General features: G+C 58.8%; 6 protein-coding genes. 3 read left to right on the top strand and 3 right to left on the bottom strand.

Annotation, left to right across the window (positions count from 1 at the left end):
• Window positions 1-35 precede the first annotated feature (35 nt).
• The gene (locus tag CSQ86_RS03485; RefSeq protein ID WP_100493669.1) at window positions 36-1148 is read right to left on the bottom strand and encodes an Mrp/NBP35 family ATP-binding protein; all 1113 of its coding nucleotides are present in this window, start codon (window positions 1146-1148) and stop codon (window positions 36-38) included.
• Between the two features lie 92 nt (window positions 1149-1240).
• Between CSQ86_RS03485 and CSQ86_RS03480 the strand changes: the two genes are divergently transcribed.
• Window positions 1241-1462, top strand: coding sequence for a DUF6199 family natural product biosynthesis protein (locus CSQ86_RS03480; protein ID WP_133119262.1), 222 nt, complete (start codon window positions 1241-1243; stop codon window positions 1460-1462).
• Here CSQ86_RS03480 and ligA read toward each other — a convergent pair.
• The gene (gene ligA / locus CSQ86_RS03475) at window positions 1443-4130 is read right to left on the bottom strand and encodes an NAD-dependent DNA ligase LigA (protein WP_100493667.1); all 2688 of its coding nucleotides are present in this window, start codon (window positions 4128-4130) and stop codon (window positions 1443-1445) included. The two genes, CSQ86_RS03480 and ligA, sit on opposite strands and share 20 nt — an antisense overlap.
• Before the next feature lie 107 nt (window positions 4131-4237).
• Window positions 4238-7645: a hypothetical protein gene (locus CSQ86_RS03470; RefSeq protein WP_100493666.1), complete on the bottom strand. Its 3408-nt coding sequence runs from the start codon at window positions 7643-7645 to the stop codon at window positions 4238-4240.
• A 192-nt stretch (window positions 7646-7837) separates the two neighbouring features.
• On the opposite strand from CSQ86_RS03470, the gene CSQ86_RS03465 reads away from it, so the two are divergent.
• Both CSQ86_RS03465 and CSQ86_RS03460 read left to right on the top strand, forming a co-directional pair.
• Window positions 7838-10069, top strand: a complete 2232-nt coding sequence (locus CSQ86_RS03465) for a hypothetical protein (RefSeq protein ID WP_100493665.1) — start codon at window positions 7838-7840, stop codon at window positions 10067-10069.
• A 190-nt stretch (window positions 10070-10259) separates the two neighbouring features.
• Complete coding sequence (locus CSQ86_RS03460; RefSeq protein ID WP_100493664.1) at window positions 10260-12038, top strand: aryl-sulfate sulfotransferase; 1779 nt, start codon at window positions 10260-10262, stop codon at window positions 12036-12038.

The raw sequence follows: 12038 nt of genomic DNA, 5'->3' as shown, positions 1-12038 counted from the left end.
CAGTTCTTAATGAGAACCATTCGCTGCGGGGTATGCTACGCCATTAGCTGCTCCGCCAGGGACCGGAAGGTCTTGCCGATGCCATCATTGCGCAATGCACCGTCGGCATCCAAGACGGCTGGGCGTCCGGCCTCGCCGGTTTCGCGTACTTCAGGTTCCAACGGCAGCTGAGCCATCAACGGCACGTCATAGCCCAACGCTTCGGTCAGCTGCTCGCTGACTCGCTGACCGCCGCCTTCGCCGAAGATGCGCAGTTTTTCGCCCTTATGCTCGTAGTAGCTCATGTTCTCCACGACGCCGCGCACCTTCATCGGCACCTGCAGTGCAACCAGGCCGGAGCGTACGGCGATGTCGGAGGCGGAAGGCTGCGGTGTGGTGATTACGACCAGCTCCGCATTCGGCAATGCCTGGGCCACGGAAATCGCCATATCGCCGGTTCCTGGCGCCAAGTCAAGCAACAGCACATCCGGCTGACCCCACCATACGTCGGACAGGAACTGCTCCAGCGAGCGCTGCAGTCGCGGCCCGCGCCAGAGGATCGCGCGATCAGCGCCCGCGAACATGCCGATGGAAATAAGCTTTACGCCCCAAGCAGTAACCGGCATCAGCATGCCGTTCAGGTTCGTCGGCTGCGTATGCACACCGAACAGGCGCGGCAATGAGAAACCGTAGATGTCCGCATCAATGGCGGCAGTGTCATAGCCCAGCGCCGCAAAAGTGGCTGCAAGATTCGCGGTCACCGAGGACTTGCCTACACCACCTTTACCGGATGCGATGGCGAAGATACGGGTTTTGACACCCGGCTTGTTGAACGGATTCTGCTTACGCTCGGCTTTTAGATCGGCCACCAAGTCGTCCAGTTTGTCCCGGCTCATTGAGGAGACTTCAATATGCGGGGTGAGTTTGGCATCCGGGTAGGAGGCGACCGCGCCGTTGATCTGATTGGTGATGGTTTCCGAAAGTGGGCAGCCTTCCACGGTGAGTTCCACGTGCACAGTGACGTCGTACTCACCATCGGCGCCATCCGCAGGCACCGCGTTAATGGCGGCAATCATGCCCAGATCAGTGACCGATCGACCTAATTCCGGGTCGATCACACGGCTCAAACGGTTGTAGATTGCTGCTTCAATCTCGCGGGTTTCGCTCATCAATCCTCCTTATTGCCGCCCACTAGAGTACCGTGCAATTCGCCGGCATGCTAGAGCTATGATGAGATTACTTTCGCCGAAGAAAAGGAGCGATGATGCCCATCATCCTGCAAATAGTGCTCAGCGAAGTAATACTCATCGCGATTGGCGTATTCCTGCTGTGGAAGCCTGATCTTGTCTGGAAACTGGAGCATTTCCTTGATGTCAAAGGCGGGGAGCCCACAGATTTTTACACGGGAAATGTACGCCTATTAGGCACGCTCATGCTGGTAGGTGCGATTGTATTCCCAGTGATCATGCTTGCAATGCACTGACTTCGCCGGTTTCCAAGAGTTCACCGAATTGGTCTTCATTGAGCATCGGAATACCAAGCTCCTCGGCCTTGGCGGCTTTGGAGCCAGCGTTCGCGCCAACCACCACATAATCAGTTTTCTTGCTCACCGAGCCTGCGGCTTTGCCGCCACGCTCGAGAATCGCTTCCTTGGCGGAATCACGTGAATAGCCTTCGAGCGAACCGGTGACCACCACGGTTTTGCCAGCCAAGGTCTGCGGCAATGTGCTCTTTTCCGCAGCTGCCACGCCGACGCCGGCTGCCGTCCATGCTCGCAAGGTCTCTCCACGCCAATCCCCCGGTTCGCGCGCGGCGGCAAACCAGTTCACCACAGATTCTGCGATTTCCGGGCCGACACCATCGATTTGCGTCAAATCCTCCACGCTGGCAGCTTCAATAGCTTCCAGCGAGCCCATTGCCGAGGCAATCAGGCGCGCAGTGGGCGGACCGAGACGACGAATCGACAACGCCACCAGCACACGCCATAGGTCGGCATGACGAGCCTTGTCCATTTCCTCGAACATCTTGCGCGTGTTCTCGCCCGGGCGGATGTACACCGGCACATCCGTCTCACCGGTACGGGTCTTCTTATGGTCCACACGCACAATCACCGCATCAGCCGGAACATCGTAATCCGGGTAGGCGGTCACCGTGATATCTGAAGCCGCCGCTCCCCCGCGCGCGGCCAACTGCTTGGCGGTCAATTTCTTGGCGGCAACCGGCGCCGTCCAGAATGCCGGCACCTGATGCCACAGGCCAGAGCCGCCCACCCGCTTACGGGTACGCTTCTTCTTACCGTTGGCATCCACGGTTTCACGTAATTCGATGATCGCCGCTTCACGCCAGACACGCACGTCCTTCAAATCGTTGGCATTCAGCGCGAACAAGCCAGCTTCACTGGAAAGCACTGGCGTCTGCTCGGCCGGCAATTCCAATCCGGCGACCGGCTCGTATGGCTCAGGCTCCTCACCAGGCTTGACGATGATTTCCGCGATGTTCGGCGCATAGGTGTCTACCGAACCTGGGCGGTTTTCCTCAGGATTCGTCAACGCCATAGCTGATTGATCGCCCAAATGCTCGATATCGAAGGCCTTCCGGGAAGCCAGAGAGATGACTCGTTCGGTCAACTGCGCCGGGCAGCTTTCCACGTTCGGGCAGCGAATGTCCTTATCGCCTTCTTTGGCGGGAGCCAGCTTGGCACCGCAGGATGGGCAGTATTCAGGCATTACGAATTCACGAAGCCGGTCTTCGCGGCCCTTACGCCGCTCCAATACCGGGCCGACGAGTTCAGGAATCACATCGCCGGCCTTACGCACCACCACGGTGTCGCCAATCAAAATGCCTTTGCGCTTGACTTCGAACGCATTATGCAAGGTGGTGCGGGCCACCGTGGAGCCCGCCACATATACGGGCTTCAAAATGGCCACCGGCGTGACTCGACCAGTGCGCCCCACCTGCACACGGATGTCGAGCAGTTCGGTGTTCACTTCCTCAGGCGGGTATTTGTACGCAATGGCCCAGCGCGGTGCGCGCGACGTGGCGCCCAACGTATGCTGCAATGCCAAATCGTCGACTTTGACCACGATGCCATCGAGCGCATGTTCGATATCGCCGCGATGTTCGCCATAGTAATCGATCATGTCCAAAATCTCTTGGAACGATGTCACCGAACGATTGTGCGGGGAAACCGGCACACCCCATTTCTGGTACAGCTCATAGGCCTGTGACTGGTCGGCGACCACATCATGGGTACCGCGAGGATGGTCGGCACCCCACGTGAGCTGGCCCAAACCGTGCGCGTAGAAGCTGAGACGTCTGGTGGCGGTGATGCGCGGGTCCTTTTGGCGCAGGGACCCGGCTGCGGCATTGCGCGGGTTGGCGAACGGCGCACGGCCGGCGTCCTCCTGCTCAGCGTTCAAAGTACGGAAATCATCCCAACGCATGAACACTTCGCCTCGGATTTCCACAAAGTCTGGAATATCCTCCTTGGGCCCTCCCAGATTCGCCGGAATGGAACCGATGGTGCGCACGTTCAACGTGATGTCTTCACCGGTGACGCCATCGCCTCGGGTCAGGCCCTGCTCCAGTACGCCATTGCGGTAGATCAGGTTCAGCGCGAGACCATCGATTTTCACCTCGCAGCTCATCGGCAGCGGCTTTCCTTCAGGCCAGTCGAGGTCGCGGATCACCGAATCGTACCAGTCTTTGAGCTCTTCGATGGAGAACACATCGTCAAGGCTCATCATGCGGCTGGGATGGCGTACGGAAACGAAATCGTTGGAGAACGTGCCGCCGACGCGATGCGTGGGCGACTGCGGATTATCAAGCGCGGGGAATGCGGCCTCGAGCCGTTCCAGCACCCGCATGCGGGCATCATAGGCGGCATCGGAGCTAACCGGGGAATCGTCGATATAGTATGCGATCTGGTCGGCCTCCACCCAGGCGGCCACACGCGCCCACAGCCGTGCGGCGGCTTCGGCGCTCAGCGTGTTCACATCCAACCGATCAATGCGCACGGCATCATCGTCAGTTGGCTGCAATGCGGCTATCCATTGCTCGGAGCCAGGCGCGAACTTGGTTGCACCTTCATTCGGCTTTACCGCAACGGTATCGCCATCGTCAAAATCCCATGCCAACTGTTCAATGCTCATATTCGACTATCCTAGCCGAGCTAGGGAATCGAAGATTATTCCAAAGCTTCTCTCCCTCAGTCAGCTTTACATCCATACGCTGTTCCATCAGAGGGAGCCGATAATGGTCAGGTAGTCAGGGAGCGCAGGTACTGAGCCTGGATAACGTCGATGTCGCCGCCTTCGCCATCGTTCATGCGTGCCACGGCCACCGACAGCGTGCGGGCCGGCACGAACATGCCCTCGTCCACGCAAACACGGGCGGCGTCGCGCACGATGCCGCCGACCTCGATATTCGGCCATACCGGCAGATCATGCGATGCCAGCACATAGGAGGCGGATTCCACGGATTCCGGCACATGGATGCACTGCGAGTCGGCGCGTGCCACGAGCTCCTGCAGTTCACCTTCCAAGGAAGCGATGGCACCGGGCGCAATATGATCGCTCATAATGTATGCGGCCACCGCGGTCTCGAAATGATCGAGCATCCATTCGCAGTAGGCGAAACGGTAATAGGCGAACGCCGCATCATCACGGTCCAGGGCCACGCGCAACGCGTTCAGACAGGCGGCACGGGCCGAATCCCAATCCTCATTGCGCGCCAGTTGAATGGCCAGCTTTAAATGCGAAAGCGGATATGCGGGGGCGTAGGCAACCATACGGTTCAGATGCGGAACGGCGGCCGCGGCGCCCTTGATCTGGCCGAGCACGTCGGCTAGCTCCATATGCGCGTAGAACAGGTTGTCCGGAATAAGCAACGTACGTTCATCGCGCGTAGCGAACAGACGGTTGTAGACCACACGTTCGGCATAGGAGTTGAAATAGCGCGGCACGCCCGAGCCGGCCGCAAAAATCTGATCCATTCGGGCGACCGCCGCTTCAGCCACCTCGATGGCTTGGTCGGCCTGACCGGAAAACAGCAGGTCGCGAGCCCGCAAACGTTCCTTGTCAAGCTCGTCGGCAAGCGTGAACTTGAAGTCCGGCGTATCCTTGCCGTCGATTAGCGCGCTGGTCACCTGAGAGGCAAGATTGGTCAATTCCGGATCGCACATGGTATCGATGATGCTCATCGCCTGCTGTGCTTTCTCCACGGAATCCAGCTGATCGTTGTGGGCGATGGTGTGGAATTCATTGACTGCGCGCTGCAGCCTGTCCACGCGCTGAATCGCCAAGCCGTCGCTGCCGGAGGCACCCAACACCTGTGCGGTGGCCGGGTTGAACTCACGTTCCGCCAGTTCGGGTTCCTCCTGCGATCCCAATGGGGAGAAACGGGAATCGGCAAGATCGAAGTCCGCGTTGATGGGCTTCAGACCGCCTTCGCCGTCCACATCCATCACCGCGCCGAACATGCGGTAGGTGGCTTGCGGATGATCAAGACCGTCCGTATGCAGACGCTCAAGGAAAGCGTCACGGGTGAGCGTGACCGTGACCATGTTGCGCACAGTCGGATTGCTGCGCAGCACGCTCATCGGATCGGCATTGCTGATGTCCATATCGGCATCGTCCGTGCTCTGGTCATCGCCGGCTTCGTCATCCGATCCGAGTCCAAAGGCCATCTCATCGATGTCGATGCCTTTCATCAGATCCTCGAACTGGGAATCGATGGATACGTTATCGGCACCGGAAGCATTGTCGCCTTCCTGCGCCTCGGCATGCTGATCCGAGCCAGACTCCGCCGCATTCGCCAGACCGGAGCCAGCACCTGCACCCGATGACGAGGATTTCTGGTTGAACGTCTCCTCGTGTGTGATCGGACGCGTCGGATCACCGTGGAAGTCGCCGTCCTTGGGATCGGCCTTGGAGCCGGAGCGGCCCAAATCGCCGCTGCGCAGATGCTCGAACGCGCGCAACGCCTCGCTCATCATCTGTTCGATGGCACTGTCTTGTTCGGCGATGGCTTCTTCCAATCCGATGGAATCGATATGCAACGAAACTTGTTTGACAGCCGGGCTGGCGCCGAAGCTCATCGCCGCCATCATCAGACCAACGCGCAGATTGTAGGCCACGCTCATGGCCGCGCGCTCGGTGCTGGACAGGTTGCGCCATGTGTGTCTGGTGTCGTCATATCGACTGTTCGGCATCATTGATGTGCCGGCAGTGGTGAAACCAATCGCCACCTCCCCGTTCTCCAGGCAGGAGCGGAATTCCACGTCGAAACGGTATGGCAGGCGTAGGCGGCGTAACAGTGTGGAAAGGGTCTGACGATACACCCATTCGCTGGGCTCGCCGGATCCGTTTGGCCCGCCCAGCCCACTCGATTCGCCATTATGCGCAAATCCGGCATCAGTATTGCGTGGATCCGGAAAATCGTCGCGAATCTGTTCAGCCGTCTGCTTGGCGATATCCACCAGGCGAAGCACCGCCTGATGCTCGTCGGCGCCGTCGTATGGATCAAGGGCCATAATCGCCGGATTCTCGATGAGCTTCATGTCGATCTGCGCGGCCTCGGCACGGGTCACCGTATCTTCGGTCAGCGTGCGGCCGAGCGAGGAATTGCGTTCCAACCATGCGCTGACCGCAGCGAACCGGTTGAGATTGCCTTCGATCTTCAACGCCTTCAATGCCTGGGTGAACGCCAGGGACTTGTCCCAAGCGAAGAAGTAGCTGTTCGAATAGCTGGAGGTATAGAGATGCAACGCTTCGGCGCCATGCACCGCCTCAAGGCCGGGCAACTTGTCCATCGCACCGGCTTCGCGCATCAAATCGGCGAAATGGTCCTCCAGACCGGAGGCACGCATGCCATGGGCTCGCGCGGCCAACGTATCCCTCACCGAACGCCGGATGGCACCGATCGGCGCCTCACGGTTCAGGCGGCGGAAAATGTTGCCGGAGCCGAAACCAATCAGTAGGCCGTTGATCTGCGGCAGCATGTATGCGGCGAAGAATGCGATGGCGATCGCATCACGGTATTCGAGGTTGTGGCGCATGTCCGCAGGCAGGTTGGCACGCATCTGCTCCAACGTGTACCTGTTGCCGGTCTTCAGCCAGGAGGCGAGCCATGTCATGCGTCCGGTATCGTCTCGCCCAACCACTCCGCCGGCGATGGCGTTCACCGATTTGCCGGCGCGCTGACGTACTGCATGCTCCAGCGAGCGCATACGCCCGGCACGAGAATGCTCATCAAGGCCCAGACGCTCGCCATCGGGCAACGTGACTTCCTTTTCCTTGCCGAACATGAACCGTGGCTTCATATCCTGCACGTCCATGTCCGGGTCGGAGCCCACGAACACACGGCCGTGCGAATCGGCGAACGCCACTTGTGCGAAATGATCGCGGTCCGGGAACACACCCAGAGAGAACCCACGCCCACGGGTGGACGGCAACTGCGCCCATCCAAGCACCAGACCTTCAGGCACGTTCTCCAATGCGGGGAATGTGTGACGCTTCACCACCGGGCTGATAGGCACCGCTCTGCGAATCAGCTCGTCAATCACACCGCCTTTGCGCTCACTGTTTTCACGCAGCGCATCGCCGAACGGATTGGTCTCGGCCTTCTTCGGTTTGACGAGACCCAAATCGGATGCGAGCGCGTTCATCGAATCCTTGAGTCCACCCAGTAACGACGTGTGGGACTTCTTCTTGGGAAACGACATACGATTTGGCATGATTCACATTCTACTGTTTGCCAGACATACAGCTCGGCATAAAGCTTATAGAATAATGGCGTGCATTCCATAGACCTCTCTTCCGCAGCCGCACCGGCAGCGCATCACATCAGGCCTTTCCGTATGTTCAGGCGGATTCGCAGGCTGCTTGCCTTGGTATTGGCCGCGCTGGCGATTATCACGGCAGTGGAATGCATCGTGTTCAATACGCCGTTCTGGCGTACGCTCGGTGCCAGCACGGATACCAATGCCGTGCACAATGCGCTGGGCAGCGGTCTAAAACGCACCGATGACGGTATGCTGACCGTCACGGATCCGACCAACGCCTATCTGGAATTGACCGCGGACGGCACATCCGATTTTCTTCGCATCGATAGCGTTGGCAGATCGGTCATCGCCAAAGCGTGGAAGCAGGCGGACGAGCAATCCCGCGCGCAGGGCGACGCCGCAATCCCGAAGCCTCTTACTACCGTTCATGTGCGTGTGGATATCACCAGCCAGGCGACGCAGGTCACCCAGACCGGCAAAGCCCAATCCATCGGCATCTCCTCGTCTCGCAGCCATTACATCAATGCTTCCGGTTCGGGCGTCGTTCGCGTATGGATCCAGGAGGAACACGGCGCCATAGTGCCGATCAGTGACGCACGTGCCAATGTCAAAGTGCCGTTCGTCTTTAATTGGGTTCGCGTGGCGGCCATGGCATTGATACTCACGCTTATCGCGCTGTGGAGACCAGGTTCCAAGCTGTGGCGCATCACGCTGAATCCGGCAAGCATCAAGCAACGCCTCGCATTCGCCGCCATTATGCTGATTCCCACTGCGGCGCTCGGCTGGTCGATCATCTGGCAATTGCTGTATTCCACACCATTGGCATTCCATACGGCCGGTAATTACACCTATGACTTCGACCAGTATGCGCATGTGGCCGACTCCCTTATCGCCGGCCGCCCCTGGCTGGATCTGCAGGTGCCCAGCCAGTTGGCACAAGTCACTCACCCCTATGATGTGCCTACGCGTTTGAAGCTGCTCAGCGAGGGCGTGAGCCCCATCTATTGGGATTACGCGTTCTATGACGGCCATTGGTACTCCTATTTCGGCGTGCTGCCGGCGGCCTTGCTCTTCGCCCCCTACCGCCTTGCGACCGGCCGCGTGCTGCCCACGGGAGCCGCGGAACAATTCCTGATGCTGCTGTTCATCATCTTCTTCTCGATGCTGTTGCTGCGCACCATTCACCGCGTTATGCCGAAGACATCGCTGGCGGCCGCCTCACTGGTCACGACCTCAGGTCTGCTGGGTGCGCAGGTCGGATATCTGGTGTACCGCACGAACTTCTATCAAGTTCCGTTCGCTGCATCATTGGCGCTCACCTCTCTCGGCCTATGGTTCTGGCTGGGCGCTGACACATCGGCTCGCCCACTGCTGCCCGCCGACCGATGGCATGCCGGCGATACCGCTCCCCTGTCCTTGCCCCGTCTGGCCGCCGGCGCCTTGTGCATCGCCGCGAACTTCGGCTGCCGCCCTACATTCACGCTTACCGCTTTGCTGGCATTCCCCTTGTTCTGGCCACAGATCCGAGCGATGGTCGGCGATCTCAGGCAGCATAGGGTTCCTCTGCTCAAAGCGTTGAGAGCCCCCGCGGCCATGATCATTCCCGCCATTATTGTGGTGACCCCACTGATGCTGTGGAACAAGGCCCGTTTCGGTTCCCTCTTCAATTTCGGCAACGCCTATCAATTCACCGTCTCGGACATGACCCGTTACACCACGCCCATGGCGGATATGCCGTCAACGGTCTGGTATTACCTGTTCCTGCCATTGCGGTTCACCCAGCAATTCCCATGGTTGGCCATATCCCCCGCCCCCATGCCGGTCTGGGGATATTACGAGGTGATGGTCGGCGCATTGTTCACGGCGACCCCATTGATGCTTTTGTCTCTGGTTCTGCCATATCTGAGCAACCTCGAGATGCACGGCATGCGCCCATGGCTGGTGAGCTGTCTAGCACTCGGCGCAGGACTCGTCGTATTCGACAGCGCAGTCGGCGGCTTGGGCTGGCGTTATATGGCCGATTTCGGCTGGCTGATCGCCCTCGCCGCGGTTCCCGGCACCTTGTGGCTGATCAACGGCCGTGAACCGAGCACATCTCTGGCCGGTGCGAACGACGCCGCTTCGGGAGATGGCATCGCCCACGTGACCCCATGGCGTTGGCTGATGCGCTGGACCGTTTTACTGCTGGTGCTATGGGCGTTGGCCATTGCGGTGTTGAGCTGTTTCGTATTGGCCAGGGACGATGCGATGATCATCAATAATCCCGGGCTCTGGCACGATATACAGTCCTGGTTCTCACTGCTGTAGTGCTGCGGTGGCCGTGCAATGGTCCAGCGGCAGCATACCAAGACTCAGCAAACTACGTACTTTTTTCGAGTCGTGCTTAGGCAAAGCCTCAGCGTATGCACAGGAATTACCTTAGTCTTCTCCAAGTCTCGCGCCATAATGTACACGATGTAATTTTTATGTGCTGTATCGCTTAATCGTAAGGATTTCCATGTCCAGTACCGTGCGCGCCCGTATTTTTAGAATTGCCGCCGCAATCATCACCATCGCCATTGCACTGGGCTTGTGCCTGTTCTATCAGGACGACGTGAGCGCAGCCATCAAACAGCGCCGCGTTGAGCGACTCAACGCCCAGGTGGAGAACATCTATACCACCGATTACCAGTCCATGATGGATGAGCAGCTCACCAAGGAACGCGACGGCAAAGAGCGCACGGTGGACAGCATCTATACCAAGGTGAATCCATACGGCACGAACACCACATCCATGTACGTGTACTTCACCACCGATACCGCTTCTACCGTAAGCTACACGGTCTCCGCGGACGGCTACCCGGATTACACCGCCACCGCCGTGACCAGCGATGAGGCTGCGAGCGCCATCCGTTCCGCCATCAACGCTTCGGAAAGCTCCACCGGCAACACGTTGAGCCCCAGCGCCTCCGACGAGGATTCCGTGGCCTCCACCGTTGCCGAGGATTCGCTGGCCTCCGCCACGCATGAATTCCTGGTTCTGGGTCTGATTCCTCAGATGAAGAACACGGTGACACTGACCATCACCGCCACCGACGGCACTACCACCACTCGCACGATCACGCAGAACGGCCCGAAGCTGCTCGGCAGCGAGGAAGTCAAGCTCGAGGAAACCACTTCGCCGGACAGCACTACGCTCGGCGAACTCGGCAACGGCCTGTACGCCGTTCTCGGCAATGATTCCGACGAGCAGGATTTCATGTACTACTACGATGCGAACGGCGTGCTGCGCGGCGAAGTGCCGGTGCTCTACTACCGCTCCCATCGTCTGCTGTTCGACAACAACGGCTTGATGTGGCTTTCCGCCTCCACCAAGAACTTCGTGGCGATGAATCGTCTCGGCAAAATCGTCAAGAACATCGACTTGGGCGACCGTTTTATTCTGCACCATGATTATGCGTTGGATTCCGATGGCAACATCGTCTCCCTGGCGACTGATTTGCAGCGCAGCGACCATGCCGTGCAGGATCAGGTGATCAAGGTCAACACATCCACCGGCAAGGTGAGCCTCTTGGTCGACTTCGGCGAACTGTTCGCCGACTACAAGGCTTCCACCGATCATTCCGGCATTGACGAGTCGGATCCGACCGCCAAGAACCGCTGGGATTGGATTCATTTCAACACGATTCAGCTGATGGATGATGGTTCCGCTCTGCTTTCCGCCCGTGAGACCTCCACGATGATCAAGATCAACGATATCGAGGGCACGCCGAAGCTGGATTACATGATTGGTGAGCCGACCGTATGGGATGGTATGAGCGAGCAGGATTCCTTCCTGACCAAGGTCGGCGATTTCGGCGACACCGGCGGCCAGCACTCGATTACCGTGCAGTATGATTCCTCGCTGCCGAGCGGCCAATACTACGTGTATCTGTTCGACAACAACTTCGGCTATGCGATGACCCGCCCGGATTACGATTGGACGGTGATCGACGGCATTTCCACCGCTCAATCGTCCAAGGACGAGAACTCGAACTCCCAGTTCCGCAAGTATCTGGTTGATGAGAATGCCGGCACCTACACCGAAGTGCAGTCCTTCGATGTGCCGTATTCCCCGTACGTCTCCTCCGCACAGGAACTGTCCGACGATCTCAATCTGGTGGATACCGGCATGCAGGGCGTCTTCGGCGTCTACGATGACAGCGGCAATCTGAAGGCGCAGTACAAAATGGAGCTCAGCACCGCATACATCTACCGCGTCTACCAGTACGGCTTCCGTGGCTTCTACTTCGCGTAG

The sequence above is a fragment of the Bifidobacterium felsineum genome, from assembly GCF_002802915.1.
GTDB lineage: Bacteria > Actinomycetota > Actinomycetes > Actinomycetales > Bifidobacteriaceae > Bifidobacterium > Bifidobacterium felsineum.
The sequence above is the reverse complement of the archived record's forward strand: the minus strand, read 5'-3'. Positions and strand labels throughout refer to the sequence as shown.